Below are 14,691 nucleotides of genomic sequence, written 5' to 3' on the forward strand. Positions count from 1 at the left end.
CCGTGAGTGAGTTTCGGTTCGTCCGCATGGGCTTCGGCCCCGACGCCGTGGAGTACCAGGAGGCCTGGGACGAGCAGCGCCGCGTACACGCCGCCCGCTTCGCCGACGAGGTCCCCGACACCTGTCTGCTCGTCGAGCACCCGCCGGTCTACACCGCGGGCCGCCGCACCGAGGACAGCGAGCGTCCCCTGGACGGCACCCCCGTCATCGACGTGGACCGCGGCGGCAAGATCACCTGGCACGGCCCCGGCCAGCTCGTCGGCTACCCGATCCAGAAGCTGCCGCGCCCCGTCGACGTCGTAGCACACGTACGGCGCCTGGAGGAGGCTCTTATCCGTACGTGTGCGGAGTTCGGCCTGGAGACCAGCCGCGTCGAGGGACGCAGCGGCGTCTGGGTCCTCGGCGATCCGGTGGAGCGGCGCCCCGCGCTCGGCGGCCTCTCCCTCGACTTCGACCCGCGACTGACGGACGAGGAGTTCGACGCCCGGTTCAACGGCCCGGAGTACGCGCCGTCCAACGCGGGCCAGCGCCGCGAGGACCGCAAGATCGCCGCCATCGGCATCCGCGTCGCCAAGGGCGTCACGATGCACGGCTTCTCCTTCAACGTGAACCCGGACAACACCTGGTTCGACCGGATCATCCCGTGCGGCATCCGCGACGCGGGCGTCACATCGCTCGCGAACGAGCTCGGCCGCGACGTCACCATCGCCGACGTGCTGCCCGTGGCCGAGCGGCATCTGCGCGACGTACTGGAGAACGCGGAGCTCAAGCCGCGGCTGATCGAGAAGAAGGCGGGGCCCGAGGCGGCGCGGACGCCCGAGAAGGCCTCCGCGTAGCAGCACGGGGACCCGGGGGAATGGACCCCCTTGGCCAGAGGTTGGCCAGAAGTAAGCCCAACGACATCACGGGCGTACCCTGGGGTGCGCCGAAGAATCGAAGCTACAGGGAGCCGATGTGTCCGCAGTCGCACCCGACGGACGCAAGATGCTGCGCCTGGAGGTCCGGAACAGCCAGACCCCCATCGAGCGCAAGCCCGAGTGGATCAAGACCCGGGCGAAAATGGGCCCCGAGTACAACGCCCTGCAGAAGCTCGTGAAGAGCGAGGGCCTGCACACGGTCTGCCAGGAGGCGGGCTGTCCGAACATCTACGAGTGCTGGGAAGACCGCGAGGCCACGTTCCTCATCGGCGGTGACCAGTGCACCCGGCGCTGCGACTTCTGCCAGATCGACACCGGCAAGCCGCAGGCCCTCGACCGCGACGAGCCGCGCCGCGTCGGCGAGTCCGTCGTCACGATGGACCTGAACTACGCCACGATCACCGGCGTCGCCCGCGACGACCTGGAGGACGGCGGCGCCTGGCTGTACGCGGAGACCGTGCGCCAGATCCACGCCATGACGGCGGAGCGCGAGGCCGGCCAGACCAAGGTCGAGCTGCTCATCCCCGACTTCAACGCCGTGCCCGAGCAGCTGGCCGAGGTCTTCTCCTCGCGCCCCGAGGTGCTCGCGCACAACGTGGAGACGGTGCCCCGCATCTTCAAGCGCATCCGCCCCGGCTTCCGCTTCGAGCGCTCGCTCGAAGTCATCACGCGGGCGCGCGAGGCCGGCCTGGTCACCAAGTCGAACCTCATCCTCGGCATGGGCGAGGAGCGCGAGGAGATCAGCGAAGCGCTGCACCGGCTGCACGAGGCGGGCTGCGAGCTCATCACCATCACGCAGTACCTGCGCCCGTCGGTGCGCCACCACCCCGTGGAGCGCTGGGCCAAGCCGCAGGAGTTCGTGGAGCTGAAGGAGGAGGCCGAGGAGATCGGCTTCTCGGGCGTCATGTCGGGCCCGCTGGTCCGCTCCTCGTACCGGGCCGGGCGGCTCTACCAGATGGCGATGGAGCAGCGCGGCGCGGTCGCGGCGGTCTGACACGGGTGCTCTCCGCCCGGCGGCGCGCCGCCGGGGCTGGTGACACCGGCACGTGCCGGACGCGTGGGCCCCGTGTGAAACGCCGCACAAGCAGCTACTGACTGGTAGAAGCCGCAACGACGCGGTTCGTACGATTCCGCAGGTCGCGGACGCGTATGGACCGCGTCGTCGTTTTTGGGCGGCGCATCAAGGTTTCATCGGCGTTTGACCGGTCGGTCACGCCCTGGTAACACCAAACAGTGACCCTGGTATCACCGCACGTACATCCTTACCCACAGCTGCTCCTCACCCGAGTCGCTTCCCAGGAGGGCCCCACCATGCAGGCCGCGCCCGTACGCGCCACCGCCATCCCGTCCGTCTCCGTCGCCCTGCGCGCCGTCGAGTCGCTCCTCATGAGCGGCGGCCAGCGCACGGCACGCCGCAACGCCTGGACTTCCGTGCTTGAGGACCGTCGCCGCGCCAAGGACCGGGTCGAGGCGCTGCGCGTGTTCGAGGAGACCGTGGCAACCCGCACGTCGTAGTCGCTTCCGGGGGCACGTAGACTCAAGAGCATGGCGAGGAAGGAATCCACCGCGGCGGATGCGGCCGCGGAGCCAGGGCGACTCAAGCAGATCGCTCTGACCTACAAGATGACCCGTCGGGCCGACTCGAAAATCGGTCTGATCATCGCGGCTGTGGGAATCGTCACCTTTGGTGTCTTCCTCGCGATCGGCTTCTTGATCGGTCACCCGGTCTACCTGGGCATTCTCGGCTTCCTGCTCGCCTTCCTCGCGATGGCGATCGTCTTCGGACGCAGGGCCGAGCGTGCCGCCTTCGGGCAGATGGAGGGCCAGCCCGGCGCGGCGGCCGCGGTGCTCGACAAGATCGGCCGCGGCTGGACGACGACCCCCGCGGTCGCGATGAACCGCAGCCAGGACGTGGTGCACCGCACCGTCGGCAAGGCCGGCATCGTCCTGGTGGCCGAGGGCAACCCGAACCGGGTGAAGGGCCTGCTGGCCTCCGAGAAGAAGAAGATGGCCCGCATCGTGGCGGACGTGCCGGTGCACGACGTCATCGTCGGCACCACCGAGGGCACGGTCTCCCTCAAGAAGCTCCGCACGACGCTCCTGAAGCTGCCGCGCGTGCTCACCGGCCCGCAGGTGACGGCCACCAACGACCGGCTGCGCGCCATGGGCGACCTGATGTCGAACATGCCGCTCCCGAAGGGCCCGATGCCGAAAGGCATGCGGATGCCCCGCGGCGGCCCGAAGATGAAGTGATCCCGCGTCTCCCACAAGCGTCAGTACGGCGAAGGCCCCGGAACCGAGCAGGTTCCGGGGCCTTCGCCGTGCTGGGGCGGCCGTCGTCGTACCGGTCCTCAGATCCGGATCTGCACGGCGCGGGCCAGGCGGTCGTGCAGGCCGCGGCCGTCGCGGTCCCAGATGAGGGCGGGGACGGCGACGCAGAGCAGGACGCTGCGGGCCAGGACCCGGCCGACGCCCAGCCGCCCGCCGCCCTCGGCGACCACGCGCAGCCGGAAGAGGGCCTTGCCCGGCGTGCAGCCGACCGTGCCGACGGTGAGGACGCTCATGACGAAGAAGATGCCGAGCGCCCAGTTGCCCATGGCCTGCTGGTCACCGCGGGCGAACAGACCGTATGCGATCACCATGCACAGGCCCCAGTCCACGGCGATGGCGCCGATGCGGCGGCCGGGCCGCGCGATCGAGCCCGGCCCCTCCTCCGGCAGCCCGAGCTGCTGTCCCCGGTACCCGAAGTCGACGCCGGCGTCCTCCGCGGCGGCGCGCGGGCCGGACAGCCACGATCCGATTACTTGCCTGTTGTCCACCCGTCCACGGTACTGCGCGCACGTGCGAACGGGGCCGGGCGGGGTAGGCGGGAGGAGAGACCCCCGCGGGCCGGTGCCCCCGGGCCGGTTAACTTCGGCGAAACAAATGGGTCACGCTTGAGAAATCCTCCGTCCTTATGGTCGGGTCCCAGCGTGTGCCACCGCACCGGCCGCACAGTGAGCTGCAACCCCGTCCCGCCCCGGGCGGGAGTAGGAGGAGTTGGATGTTGTTCCAGAACGCCGACGACGCGAAGAAGTACATCGCGGACGAGGACGTCAAGTTCATCGACGTCCGGTTCTGCGACCTGCCCGGTGTCATGCAGCACTTCACGATCCCGGCGGCGGCGTTCGACCCGGACGAGGAGCTGGCGTTCGACGGTTCGTCGATCCGCGGCTTCCAGGCCATCCACGAGTCCGACATGGCGCTGCGCGCCGACCTGTCGACGGCTCGCCTCGACCCGTTCCGCCGCGACAAGACCGTGAACATCAACTTCTTCATCCACGACCCGATCACCGGTGAGCAGTACAGCCGTGACCCACGGAACGTGGCCAAGAAGGCCGAGGCGTACCTGGCCTCCACCGGCATCGCGGACACCGCGTACTTCGGTCCCGAGGCCGAGTTCTACGTCTTCGACTCGGTCCGCTTCGAGACCTCCGCCAACCGCTCCCTGTACGAGATCGACTCCGAGGCGGGCGCCTGGAACACCGGTGCCGTCGAGAACAACCGCGGTTACAAGGTCCGCTACAAGGGCGGCTACTTCCCGGCCCCGCCGGTCGACCACTTCGCCGACCTGCGCGCCGAGATCTCGCTGGAGCTGGACCGGCAGGGCCTCCAGGTCGAGCGCCAGCACCACGAGGTGGGCACGGCGGGCCAGGCGGAGATCAACTACAAGTTCAACACGCTGCTCGCCGCGGCCGACGACCTGATGCTCTTCAAGTACATCGTGAAGAACGTCGCCTGGCAGAACAACAAGACCGCGACGTTCATGCCGAAGCCGATCTTCGGCGACAACGGCTCGGGCATGCACGTCCACCAGTCCCTGTGGTCCGGCGGCGACCCGCTCTTCTACGACGAGCAGGGCTACGCGGGCCTCTCGGACACCGCGCGCTACTACATCGGCGGCATCCTGAAGCACGCCCCGTCGCTGCTCGCCTTCACCAACCCGACGGTGAACTCCTACCACCGCCTGGTCCCCGGCTTCGAGGCCCCGGTCAACCTGGTCTACTCGCAGCGCAACCGCTCCGCGGCCATGCGCATCCCGATCACGGGCTCGAACCCGAAGGCCAAGCGCGTCGAGTTCCGCGCGCCCGACCCGTCCTCGAACCCGTACCTGGCGTTCTCGGCCCTGCTCCTCGCGGGCCTGGACGGCGTGAAGAACAAGATCGAGCCGGCGGAGCCGATCGACAAGGACCTCTACGAGCTGGCTCCCGAGGAGCACGCGAGCGTCCCGCAGGTCCCGACGTCCCTCCCGGCGGTCCTCGACGCCCTGGAGGCGGACAACGAGTACCTCCAGGCGGGCGGCGTCTTCACGTCCGACCTGATCGAGACGTGGATCGACTACAAGCGCACGAACGAGATCGCCCCGATCCAGCTGCGGCCGCACCCGCACGAGTTCGAGCTGTACTTCGACCTCTAAGAGGGAAGCCCTCACTCGGCGGGCAGTGGGCCGAGGACTTCTTCGAGCGTCTGCCCCCAGCACGTCCTGCTGGGGGCAGGCGCTCGTGCCGCTTCCGGTGGCGGGCGGCTCCGGGGGCCGTCTCCGCGGGGCCACTCGTGTTCCGTGGCCTGCTCCGGTTCAGCCCCGCAGGAAGCGGACCGAGGGGCCGCCGGCCGGTTGCCGGGTCACCACCGCGCGGACCCCGTAGACCTCCTCGATCAGTTTCTCCGTGATGACCTCCGCCGGCGGGCCCGCCGCGTGTGCCGTGCCGTCCTTCAGGATCAGCAGGTGGTCGCAGAACATCGCCGCCAGGTTGAGGTCGTGCAGGGCGATCACGCTGGTGACGGGGAGTTCGGCGACCAGGGTGAGCAGGTCGAGCTGGTGCTGGATGTCCAGGTGGTTCGTCGGCTCGTCCAGGAGGAGTTCGCGGGGCTCCTGGGCCAGGGCGCGGGCGATCTGGACGCGCTGGCGTTCGCCGCCGGAGAGGGTGTGCCAGGACTGGGCCGCACGGGAGGTCAGGCCGGTGCGCCGCAGGGCCTGCGCCACCGCTTCCTCGTCCCGCGGCGACGGGGCCGACCACGCGCGGCGGTGCGGGATGCGGCCCAGGCGTACGACGTCCCGTACGGTCAGCTCGACCTGGGTGGTGGCGTGCTGCTCCACCACCGCGATGCGTTGCGCCACCGTGCGGCGCGGGGTGTCCCGCAGGGGGTGGCCGTCCAGGGTGACCACTCCCGAGGCCGGGGCGAGGACCCCGGCGAGGATGCGCAGCAGCGTGGACTTGCCCGAGCCGTTGGGGCCGAGGAGGCCCACGGTGGCGCCGGGCGGCGGGGCCAGGCTGACGCCGTCGACCACCAGGCGGCCCCCGGCCTCGCGGGCCACGCGTTCGGCGCGCAGGCCGTCTCCCCCGGCGGCGGCCGTCACCGTCATGACACCCTCCGGGTCCGGTGGAGCACCGCCACGAACGCCGGTACCCCGATGAGTGACGTCACCACGCCCACCGGCACCTCCTGGGGGTCGAGCGCCGTGCGGGCCAGCGTGTCCACCCAGACCAGGAACACCGCCCCCGCCAGCGCCGTGACCGGGAGGAGGCGGGCGTGGCCGGAGCCGACGATCGCGCGGGCCGCGTGCGGCAGGACCAGGCCGACGAAGCCGATGGCGCCGGCCGAGCTGACGAGGGCCGCCGTCAGCAGCGCCGTGACGCAGAGCAGGACGAGGCGCGTACGGGCCACCCGTACGCCCAGTGTCGCCGCCGCGTCCTGGCCGAACGCGAAGGCGTCGAGCGTGCGGGCGTGGCCCAGGCAGATCAGCAGGGCGAGCGCGAGCACCGCGCCGCACATCCACACGTCCGTCCAGCCCGCCCCGCTGAGCGAGCCGAGGAGCCAGAACAGCACGCCGCGGGTGGTCTCGGCGTCCCCCGCGGTGAGGATGACGAACGACGTGAGCGCGGAGAAGAGCTGCATGGCGGCCACGCCGGAGAGCACGACCCGGTCCGTCGAGCCGCCGAGGGTGTGGCTCAGGAGCAGGACGAGGGCGAAGGAGCAGAGCGCCCCCGCGAAGGCGCCCGCCGAGACCGACAGCGCTCCCCCGCCGACGCCGAGGACCACGACCGCCACCGCGCCCGTGGACGCGCCCGAGGAGACCCCGAGCACGAAGGGGTCGGCGAGCGGGTTGCGGAGCAGGGACTGCATGACCGCGCCGCAGACCGCGAGGCCCGCGCCGCAGACCGCGGCGAGCAGGGTGCGCGGCATCCGCAGGTTCCAGACGATGCCGTCCCTGATGGGGGTCAGCCGTGCCTCTCCCCAGCCGAGGTGTGCGGCCACCGCCGACCAGACGTCGGGTACGGAGATGTCGGCGGGGCCGATGGTGACGGCCACCGCCACGGAGAGCACGAGCGCGGCGGCCCCGGCCGACCAGAGCAGAGTCCGGCGCAGCGGACTCCGCGCCAGCGGACCCCGCGGCAGCGGGCCCCGGCGTGACGCGTCCCGTGTCACGGGAGCGGCGGACCTCACTTGACGAGCCCGAACTTCCGCAGCCCCGCGGCCACCTGCTCGATGCCGTCGACCGTACGGATCGTGGGGTTCATCGCCTGGCCGCTCAGCAGCACGTACCGCTTCTTCTTGACGGCGGTCAGGTTCTTGGTCGCCGGGTTGGTCTCCAGGAACTTGATCTTCGCGGCGGCGCTCTCGGCGGACTGCGACTTGCGGGTGAGGTCGCCGATGACGAGGACGTCGGGGTCGCGGTCGGCGACGGTCTCCCAGTTGATCTGGGGCCACTCCTCGTGGGTGTCGTCGAAGACGTTCTCGGCGCCCAGCTCGCGCGTGATGATGCCGGGGGCCCCGCAGCAGCCCGCCATGTAGGGGGCGTCGGAGTTGGCGAACCAGTAGAGGAGCGAGGTGCCGGAGGCGTCGATGTCCTCGGTGGCCCTGGTGACACGCGCCTTCAGGCCGGCGATCAGCTTCTCGCCGCGCTCCTCGACCCCGAACACCTTCGCCAGGTCGCGCACCTCGCCGTAGACGGTGTCCATGGTGAGCGTCTTGACGCGCTTGCCGTCGCCGCCGCCCGCGTTGTCCTTGCCCGCGCAGTCGCTGGGCGAGACGTAGACGGGGACGCCGAGTTCGGTGAACTTGGCGCGGTCGGCGACGCCGCCCTTGCCGACGGTGTAGAGGAAGGAGGCGCTGACGAAGTCGGGCTCCTTGGAGAGGACCTTCTCCAGGGCGGGGTAGCGGTCGGCGAGCCGCTCCACCGTGGCGTTGTCCTTCGCCACGTTCTCCAGGACCGGGTCGGTCCAGGTGCCCGTGCCCGCCATGCGGTCGGCGAGGCCGAGGGAGAGCAGGATCTCCGTGGAGCCCTGGTCCAGCGAGACGGCCCGCCTCGGCGGGGCCTCGACCTCGGTCTTCGCACCGCAGGAGGTGACGGTCACGGGGTAGCCGGGCTTCGCCGCCCCCGCCGTCCCCTCCCCGGCGGGGCCGCCGCACGCGGTCAGCGCGAGCACTCCCGCGCAGGACAGGGCGAAGGTACGTATGCGGGCTTTCGAGGACACGTGATCCCTTGGGTCTCACGGCTCATACGCGGAGCCTGGTCTGCGTCACGACCTCTGCCGCCCGGTGTGCGGGCAGAGGCGCCAGCAGGTCTTCGGACTCGGGATCGGCCGGGCGGAGCGCCTTCCCGGGTGTCCGTGGACGCCCAGTGGCCGTGTGCCCCGCCCGTCCCCCTCACCGCTGCGCGTCAGTTCCGGATTCGCACCGGATTCCCTGGCCCAGGTGTGGGTTTGACTGGCTTGCGCAAGTTATCACGCGGGCTCAGGGGGTCCCGGCGGGCCTCGGCTCCCCGCGGTAGGTGCCGAAGGACCAGCGGTTGCCCTCGGGATCGGCGATGCCGAACTCGCGACTGCCGTACGGCTTGTCCTCGATCTCCGCGGTGATCTTCACTCCGGCCCCGGTCAGGCGGGCGTACAGGGCGTCCACCCGGTCGGTGACGACGTAGGCGCCCGCGGTACCCGGCGTGCCGCAGGTGCCGCCGGCCGCGTCCGGGTCGTACGAGCCGAGCATGACGCCGCCGCCCTCCGGCCAGTCGAGCTGGGCGTGGGCCACGCGGCCGCCGTCCTCGTACACGGCGGTGCGCAGGAAGCCGACGGTGCCGACGAGGAAGTCGATCAGGGCGGGGGCGTTCTCCGCCTGGAGGGCGGGCCAGATGGTGGGGGCGGGGGTGGTGCCGTGTGCGGGGGTTTGTTCCGTGCCTTGTGCCGTGGCGGGCGGGGTGGTCTGCGTGGTGTCCCGTGTGGTGTCCATGCCTCCTACTCTCCGTCCGGGCGGTGTGCCCCGGCTTGGATATTCCGGCACTCTTCGGCCAGCCAGCGGGTGGGGCTGGCTCCCGTGTACTGCCGGAAGTCCCGTACGAGGTGGGAGTGGTCGTAGTAGCCGCAGTCGGCCGCGATCCGGGCCAGGTCCTGCGGGGCGCCCGCCGCGGACGCGCGGACCACGGCGGTCTTGGCGTGCTGGAACCGCGTCAGGCGCGCGGCCTGCTTCGGGGTGAGGCCCGTCTCGGCGCGGAACAGCGAGGTCAGGCGGCGTTCGCTGAGCGCCACGTGGCGGGAGAGGCCGCCGATGGTGCCCGCGCCGCGGTGCCTCGCGAGCCAGGCCCATGCCTCGGCGACCTCCGGGCGTACGGAACCGGCCGTCCGGTCGTCGGCGGCCCTGCGGCGCAGGTAGACGGAGAGGGCGTCGAAGCGGTCCTCCCAGCGGTCGAGGCCGCAGAGCCGCTCCCGGAGCTCGGCGGCGCGCCCGCCGAACACGTCCCTGCCGTCGACCACCAGCTCGCCGGTGAGCTCGGCCGCGGGCAGGCCGAGGAGCGCGCGGGCCGCGAGGGGGTGGACGGCGAGCTGGATGCCGGCCTCGTGCTCGGGCTGGACCACGTGGGCGGGGCTCTGGTGGAGGCCGCCGACGATGATGTCCGTGCGGATGGCGTCCGTGCCGGTGGCCTGCTGCGGGGTGTGGCCGGTGGCGATGGGGCCGTCCAGGGAGAAGATCACCGTCAGGTACGGGGACGGCAGGCCGCGGTGCAGGGCCGGGCGCTGGCCCGTCGTGCGGTAGCCGGTCGCCGATATGACCATGCCGTTCAGGTGGGGCACGGTCCTTATGAACTCCCTGGAGGCCATGTCTCCATTATGAGCGGGGGCTGGCCGGGGGCCTGGCGGTTCGGCTTCTGCGGGGCGGGGGCTGGCCGGGGGCCTGGCGGTTCGGCTTCTGCGGGGCGTGGGGGTTTTGCGCCCCTGGGGGCTGGCCGATCCGCTTGTCTGCGGGTCGTGGGGGTTGGTCGCGCAGTTCCCCGCGCCCCTGAGAGGGGGGCCTGGCCGTTTCGCTTGTCTGCGGGTTGTGGGGGTTGGGCGCGCAGTTCCCCGCGCCCCTGAGAGGGGGGCCTGGCCGTTTCGCCTATCTGCGGGGCGTGGGGGTTGGGCGCGCAGTTCCCCGCGCCCCTGAGGGGCTGGCCGATCCGTCTGTCTGCGGGGCGTGGGGGGTGCGCGCGCAGTTCCCCGTGGGGCTGGGGGCTCGGGTGTCAGGGGTGCTGGTTGGTTGCCCATGATGCGATCTGTTTGGCGAGTGGGGTGCCCGTCCTCGTCCAGGCGAAGTGGTCGAGGTGGCCGCCCGCCTCCTGTGCGGTGTAGTGCCGCCGGGTGAGCCGGACCCGGGGGGTCTTGGCGAGCAGGTGGTCGAGGGCGGAGGCGGGGGCGAGGGTGTCGTGCTCCACGGAGACGGCGAGTACGGGCACGTCGAGGACGGCGAGGGCCGCTTCGTAGTCGAGCGTGGCGCCCCTGGGGGCGTACCGCCCTGTGCGGCCCTGCCGCGCCCAGTCGCGCATGACGCCCTTGGGCTGGTCGCCGCCGAAGCCGAGCCGGGACCCCGGCCAGCGGCCGAGCACCGTCGACACCCCGGCGACGAGCAGTTCGCCGAGGAGGAGCGCGGGGCCGCGCAGTGGGCCGTACGCGCGGAAGTAGACGGAACCCGAGGCCACGAGTGCCACCCCGGCCACCCGGGGGCCGCGCCCCGAAGCGGCGTACAGCAGGGCGAGTTGGCCGCCCAGGCTGTGGCCGAGGAGGTACAGGGGCGGCTCGGGTCCCAGCTCGGCGCGGATCGCGGCGAGGACGGCGGGCAGGTCCTCCTCGACCAGCTCGCGGTAGCCGTGGCCGAGGGCGTCCGGGTCGGTGGCGAGCGGCGTCGCCTCGCCCTGGCCGCGCAGGTCGGCGGTGAGCACCGTCAGGCCCTCGCCGTGCAGGTCGTGCGCGAAGCGGCGGTAGAAGCGGGCGGGCGTGCCCATGGCGGGCAGGACGAGCAGCGCGGGGGCCGGCGGCGGTCCCGGCGCCGGTGCGGAACCGGACGGCAGGAAGCGCTCCGGTTCGGGGGCGCGCAGCGCGCGCACGGGGACGCGGGCACCGTCCGGCAGCTCGACGGTCGTCAGGAGCGGCGGTTCGCCGACAGCTTCCCGGGAGGTCATGGCCACAGCATGGCCGACCGCGTGTCGCACGGCCCAGGCGGACGCGGCAAACGCCCGCCGCACCCGTGAGAACGTCCGAATCATGCCGTTCACGCGCCGTTCACGCTTGGTCCGGTCCGTATACGGACCGCCCGTGAGCGACAGAGCCATCAGAGGGGCGAGCGTGGGGTGTACGGGGGCAACGCCCCCGTACACCCCACCCGTTCAGCGGCTGTACCGCATCAGCGCGCGCACCATGTGGCAGGTGATGTCGGACGGCGGGTGGATGCCGACGTCCTCCGCCATGCGCCGGATCGTGCTGTTCTTCGCCTGGTTCGGCAGATAGACGCCCGAGTCGAGCAGCGCTATCGCGAGGCGCATGGCCTTGAGGCGGCGGTTGTGGTTGACGTACCACTCGCGGGGGCGGCCCGCGGGCAGCGCCCTCTTCTGCGGTGGTGCGTACGGCAGGTCGATGAGGACGGGTTGGGATACGGACTTCGTCGTCAGTGCGGCAGCGGGCACGGGCATCCTCCTGTCGCGATCAGGGCCCCCCGTCGGCGCCCTCGAACACTACTGTGATTCTACCGCTGAGCACTGACAATCATCCCTGGCCAGACGGGCTTTGGGGTATTCGAACAGGGGTGTGCCCGGGGCTCTGGGGCGGGTGGTTCGCGGGTAGCGTGTGCGGCATGGAGATCTGGATCAACCCCGCCTGTTCGAAGTGCCGCGGCGCCCTGTCCGTGCTCGACGCGGAGGGTGCGGACTACACCGTGCGCCGCTATCTCGACGACGTGCCGTCGGAGGACGAGATCCGTGCGGTCCTCGACCGCCTCGGGCTCGAACCCTGGGACATCACGCGCACCCAGGAGCAGGACGCGAAGGACCTCGGCCTCGCGGACCGCGCCGCCTGGCCGCGCGACGCATCGGCCCGCGACCGCTGGATCGCCGCGCTGGCCGGGCACCCGAAGCTCATCCAGCGCCCCATCATCACGGCGGACGACGGCACGGCGGTCGTGGCCCGCAGCGAGGAGGCGGTGCGGGACGCGCTGTCCCGCTGAGCGCCGGAGACCCCCGCGGCGGCGCGGGTCCCGCGGGCGGGCGGTGCCGTGAGCCCGGACACACTCGCCCCGGGTAACACGGGGTTCACACGAGGGCAACGGTCGGGAAATCGCCGGTTGCCAGTCTCATGGGCATCACCACGGCACCGCGGCACCCGCACGTTCTGCGCCGTACCGAGCGTTATGAGGATGAGGCCCCCGTGACCTTCAAGGCTGAGTACATCTGGATCGACGGCACCGCCCCGACCGCCAAGCTCCGTTCCAAGACGAAGATCCTGGCGGACGAGGCGAAGGGCGCCGAGCTGCCGCTCTGGGGCTTCGACGGCTCCAGCACGAACCAGGCCAAGGGCCACGCCTCGGACCGCGTCCTCAAGCCGGTCTTCACCTGCCCCGACCCGATCCGCGGCGGCGCGGGGGACGTCCTCGTCCTGTGCGAGGTCCTCAACACGGACATGACGCCGCACGAGTCCAACACCCGCGCCGAGCTGGCCGAGGTCGCGGCCCGCTTCGCCGCGCAGGAGCCGGTCTTCGGCATCGAGCAGGAGTACACGTTCTTCGAGGGCGACCGCCCGCTCGGCTTCCCCGTGGGCGGCTTCCCCGCCGCGCAGGGCGGCTACTACTGCGGCGTCGGCGCGGACGAGATCTTCGGCCGCGACGTCGTCGAGGCCCACCTGGAGAACTGCCTCAAGGCCGGCCTCGGCATCTCCGGCATCAACGCCGAGGTCATGCCGGGCCAGTGGGAGTTCCAGGTCGGCCCGCTCGCCCCGCTGGAGGTCTCCGACCAGCTCTGGATCGCCCGCTGGCTGCTCTACCGCACCGCCGAGGACTTCAAGGTCTCCGCGACGCTCGACCCCAAGCCGGTGAAGGGCGACTGGAACGGCGCGGGCGCGCACACCAACTTCTCCACCAGGGCGATGCGCGAGGGCTACGCGCCGATCATCACCGCCTGCGAGTCCCTCGGTGAGGGCTCCAAGCCGCTGGACCACGTCAAGAACTACGGCGCGGGCATCGACGACCGCCTCACCGGCCTGCACGAGACCGCGCCCTGGGACGAGTACAAGTACGGCGTCTCCGACCGCGGCGCCTCGGTCCGCATCCCGTGGCAGGTCGAGGTGGAGCAGAAGGGCTACATCGAGGACCGCCGTCCGAACGCGAACGTCGACCCGTACGTCGTGACGCGCCTGCTCGTCGACACCTGCTGCACCGCACTGGAGAAGGCCGGCCAGGTCTGATCGGGGCTTCTTCGCCCATACGTTGACGGGGGCGCCCGCCGGTCGGACCGGCGGGCGCCCCCGCCGTTCCCCGCGGTCGGCGGAGAAAGGGACCCTGTAGTCCGCGAGGGGCCCTTTTCGGCCAGGGAGTGTCCGTCCACCGTTCCGGTGGGTGAGAGGGGATCACCGGTGCACCCGCCATCTGCTTCAATGGTCGGCATGGGCAGCCACCAGGACACCGCGACGGGTCACCACGACCTCGAACCGTTCTGGCCCTCCCGGCAGCACCACGACTTCGACCGGATGTGTTGCCGCGCGACGAACGCGCGGGCCCTCTAAAGCCGTTGCACTGAACTCCACCGCACGGCCTTCGCCTGACGCGCACGACGTACGTCTCGTTCTCGACGACTCCTTCTTCGCGCGAAAGAGCTGACCTCACATGGCGAACTCCCGTTCCTTCTCCGCCGCCCCCACCGCCGCCGCTCCCGCGGGCGCTCCTCCGGTCCCCGGCCGGGCCCGGCTGCGGGCCGTCGCCCCCGACGAGCCCGGCGCCCCCGTCCGCATCCCCGTCCCCGCCCCCGACCTGCTGCCGCCGGGCGCCACCTGGCTGCCCGCGCCCCCGCACGCCCTGCCGACGCTGCCGGGGCAGCCGCCGATGGTCGGCTACCTGCTCCTCGTGCCCGCGGGGCAGGAGCAGGCCACGCAGGAGCGGGCCGGGCAGGGGCCCGGCGCCCCGGAGGCCGTGCCGCCGGGGCCCGTCACCATCGATGCCGTGCGGCGGGCCGCCGAGGTCGAAGGGCGGCCCCTCGACCTGACGTACCTGGAGTTCGAGCTCCTCGCCCACCTCGTGGCGCACCCCCACCGGGTGCACACCCGCGACCAGTTGGTGACCACGGTGTGGGGGTACGGCCACGTGGGCGACGGCCGCACCGTGGACGTCCACGTCGCGCGGCTGCGGCGCAAGCTCGGCGCCGAGCACCGCAGGACGATCCAGACGGTACGGCGGGTGGGCTACAAGTACGTGCCGCCGGCGCCCCGCTGACCCGCGGCGCCACCGGGAC

16 protein-coding genes and 1 riboswitch are annotated in these 14,691 nt (G+C 71.8%); of the genes, 8 read left to right on the forward strand and 8 right to left on the reverse strand.

The features are described from left to right. The first annotated feature begins 2 nt into the window (after window positions 1–2). The 4 genes from lipB to AB0I16_RS18505 all read left to right on the forward strand — a co-directional run bounded on the left by lipB (window position 3) and on the right by AB0I16_RS18505 (window position 3,170). Window positions 3–836, forward strand: a complete 834-nt coding sequence (lipB, locus tag AB0I16_RS18490; RefSeq protein WP_363250466.1) for a lipoyl(octanoyl) transferase LipB — start codon at window positions 3–5, stop codon at window positions 834–836. 118 nt (window positions 837–954) lie between these two features. Continuing rightward, window positions 955–1,911: a lipoyl synthase gene (locus tag AB0I16_RS18495; protein WP_363250467.1), complete on the forward strand. Its 957-nt coding sequence runs from the start codon at window positions 955–957 to the stop codon at window positions 1,909–1,911. 317 nt (window positions 1,912–2,228) lie between these two features. Continuing rightward, the gene (locus tag AB0I16_RS18500) at window positions 2,229–2,432 is read left to right on the forward strand and encodes a hypothetical protein (protein WP_363250468.1); all 204 of its coding nucleotides are present in this window, start codon (window positions 2,229–2,231) and stop codon (window positions 2,430–2,432) included. A gap of 30 nt (window positions 2,433–2,462) precedes the next feature. Then, the gene (locus AB0I16_RS18505) at window positions 2,463–3,170 is read left to right on the forward strand and encodes a DUF4191 domain-containing protein (protein WP_363250469.1); all 708 of its coding nucleotides are present in this window, start codon (window positions 2,463–2,465) and stop codon (window positions 3,168–3,170) included. 98 nt (window positions 3,171–3,268) lie between these two features. On the opposite strand, the gene AB0I16_RS18510 is transcribed toward AB0I16_RS18505, so the two are convergent. Then, on the reverse strand, window positions 3,269–3,736 hold the full coding sequence (locus tag AB0I16_RS18510) for an RDD family protein (RefSeq protein WP_363250470.1): 468 nt from the start codon (window positions 3,734–3,736) through the stop codon (window positions 3,269–3,271). A 227-nt stretch (window positions 3,737–3,963) separates the two neighbouring features. Here AB0I16_RS18510 and glnA point away from each other — a divergent pair, with 227 nt between their 5' ends. Further along, window positions 3,964–5,373 carry a type I glutamate--ammonia ligase gene (gene glnA / locus AB0I16_RS18515; RefSeq protein WP_363250588.1) on the forward strand — a complete coding sequence of 470 codons (1,410 nt, stop codon included), beginning with the start codon at window positions 3,964–3,966 and terminating at the stop codon, window positions 5,371–5,373. A gap of 159 nt (window positions 5,374–5,532) precedes the next feature. Here the strand turns inward: glnA and AB0I16_RS18520 are convergent, their stop codons facing one another. The 7 genes from AB0I16_RS18520 to AB0I16_RS18550 form a co-directional block, all read right to left on the reverse strand. Beyond that, window positions 5,533–6,321 (reverse strand): ABC transporter ATP-binding protein, encoded by a 789-nt coding sequence (locus tag AB0I16_RS18520; protein ID WP_363250471.1) that lies wholly within the window; start codon window positions 6,319–6,321, stop codon window positions 5,533–5,535. Further along, window positions 6,318–7,340 carry an iron chelate uptake ABC transporter family permease subunit gene (locus AB0I16_RS18525; RefSeq protein ID WP_363250589.1) on the reverse strand — a complete coding sequence of 341 codons (1,023 nt, stop codon included), beginning with the start codon at window positions 7,338–7,340 and terminating at the stop codon, window positions 6,318–6,320. Before AB0I16_RS18525 ends, AB0I16_RS18520 begins: the two co-directional genes overlap by 4 nt. 59 nt (window positions 7,341–7,399) lie before the next feature. Next, window positions 7,400–8,434, reverse strand: a complete 1,035-nt coding sequence (locus tag AB0I16_RS18530) for an ABC transporter substrate-binding protein (RefSeq protein ID WP_363250472.1) — start codon at window positions 8,432–8,434, stop codon at window positions 7,400–7,402. Window positions 8,435–8,499: 65 nt separating this feature from the next. Next, window positions 8,500–8,686: riboswitch (cobalamin riboswitch) on the reverse strand. A 7-nt stretch (window positions 8,687–8,693) separates the two neighbouring features. Beyond that, window positions 8,694–9,182 (reverse strand): VOC family protein, encoded by a 489-nt coding sequence (locus AB0I16_RS18535; RefSeq protein ID WP_363250474.1) that lies wholly within the window; start codon window positions 9,180–9,182, stop codon window positions 8,694–8,696. A 5-nt stretch (window positions 9,183–9,187) separates the two neighbouring features. Further along, window positions 9,188–10,048 carry a helix-turn-helix domain-containing protein gene (locus tag AB0I16_RS18540; RefSeq protein WP_363250475.1) on the reverse strand — a complete coding sequence of 287 codons (861 nt, stop codon included), beginning with the start codon at window positions 10,046–10,048 and terminating at the stop codon, window positions 9,188–9,190. A 398-nt stretch (window positions 10,049–10,446) separates the two neighbouring features. Further along, on the reverse strand, window positions 10,447–11,382 hold the full coding sequence (locus AB0I16_RS18545; RefSeq protein WP_363250476.1) for an alpha/beta fold hydrolase: 936 nt from the start codon (window positions 11,380–11,382) through the stop codon (window positions 10,447–10,449). A gap of 204 nt (window positions 11,383–11,586) precedes the next feature. Beyond that, window positions 11,587–11,889, reverse strand: a complete 303-nt coding sequence (locus tag AB0I16_RS18550) for a hypothetical protein (protein WP_363250477.1) — start codon at window positions 11,887–11,889, stop codon at window positions 11,587–11,589. A 161-nt stretch (window positions 11,890–12,050) separates the two neighbouring features. Here AB0I16_RS18550 and AB0I16_RS18555 point away from each other — a divergent pair, with 161 nt between their 5' ends. The 3 genes from AB0I16_RS18555 (at window position 12,051) to AB0I16_RS18565 (ending at window position 14,672) form a co-directional block, all read left to right on the forward strand. Then, window positions 12,051–12,419: an arsenate reductase family protein gene (locus tag AB0I16_RS18555; RefSeq protein ID WP_363250478.1), complete on the forward strand. Its 369-nt coding sequence runs from the start codon at window positions 12,051–12,053 to the stop codon at window positions 12,417–12,419. Window positions 12,420–12,619: 200 nt separating this feature from the next. After that, window positions 12,620–13,651: a glutamine synthetase gene (glnII, locus tag AB0I16_RS18560; RefSeq protein WP_363250479.1), complete on the forward strand. Its 1,032-nt coding sequence runs from the start codon at window positions 12,620–12,622 to the stop codon at window positions 13,649–13,651. A gap of 418 nt (window positions 13,652–14,069) precedes the next feature. Continuing rightward, window positions 14,070–14,672: a winged helix-turn-helix domain-containing protein gene (locus AB0I16_RS18565; RefSeq protein ID WP_363250480.1), complete on the forward strand. Its 603-nt coding sequence runs from the start codon at window positions 14,070–14,072 to the stop codon at window positions 14,670–14,672. Window positions 14,673–14,691 lie beyond the last annotated feature (19 nt).

The sequence above is a fragment of the Streptomyces sp. NPDC050703 genome, assembly GCF_040654435.1.
Classification (GTDB): domain Bacteria; phylum Actinomycetota; class Actinomycetes; order Streptomycetales; family Streptomycetaceae; genus Streptomyces.

What these genes read in the sequence shown, in the direction of transcription:
- AB0I16_RS18535 (WP_363250474.1), bottom strand. Translation starts at nt 9,182, where the DNA reads ATGGACACCACACGGGACACCACGCAGACCACCCCGCCCGCCACGGCA.
- AB0I16_RS18545 (WP_363250476.1), bottom strand. Translation starts at nt 11,382, where the DNA reads ATGACCTCCCGGGAAGCTGTCGGCGAACCGCCGCTCCTGACGACCGTC.
- AB0I16_RS18520 (WP_363250471.1), bottom strand. Translation starts at nt 6,321, where the DNA reads ATGACGGTGACGGCCGCCGCCGGGGGAGACGGCCTGCGCGCCGAACGC.
- AB0I16_RS18555 (WP_363250478.1), top strand. Translation starts at nt 12,051, where the DNA reads ATGGAGATCTGGATCAACCCCGCCTGTTCGAAGTGCCGCGGCGCCCTG.
- AB0I16_RS18550 (WP_363250477.1), bottom strand. Translation starts at nt 11,889, where the DNA reads ATGCCCGTGCCCGCTGCCGCACTGACGACGAAGTCCGTATCCCAACCC.
- AB0I16_RS18500 (WP_363250468.1), top strand. Translation starts at nt 2,229, where the DNA reads ATGCAGGCCGCGCCCGTACGCGCCACCGCCATCCCGTCCGTCTCCGTC.
- AB0I16_RS18505 (WP_363250469.1), top strand. Translation starts at nt 2,463, where the DNA reads ATGGCGAGGAAGGAATCCACCGCGGCGGATGCGGCCGCGGAGCCAGGG.
- AB0I16_RS18540 (WP_363250475.1), bottom strand. Translation starts at nt 10,048, where the DNA reads ATGGCCTCCAGGGAGTTCATAAGGACCGTGCCCCACCTGAACGGCATG.
- AB0I16_RS18565 (WP_363250480.1), top strand. Translation starts at nt 14,070, where the DNA reads ATGGCGAACTCCCGTTCCTTCTCCGCCGCCCCCACCGCCGCCGCTCCC.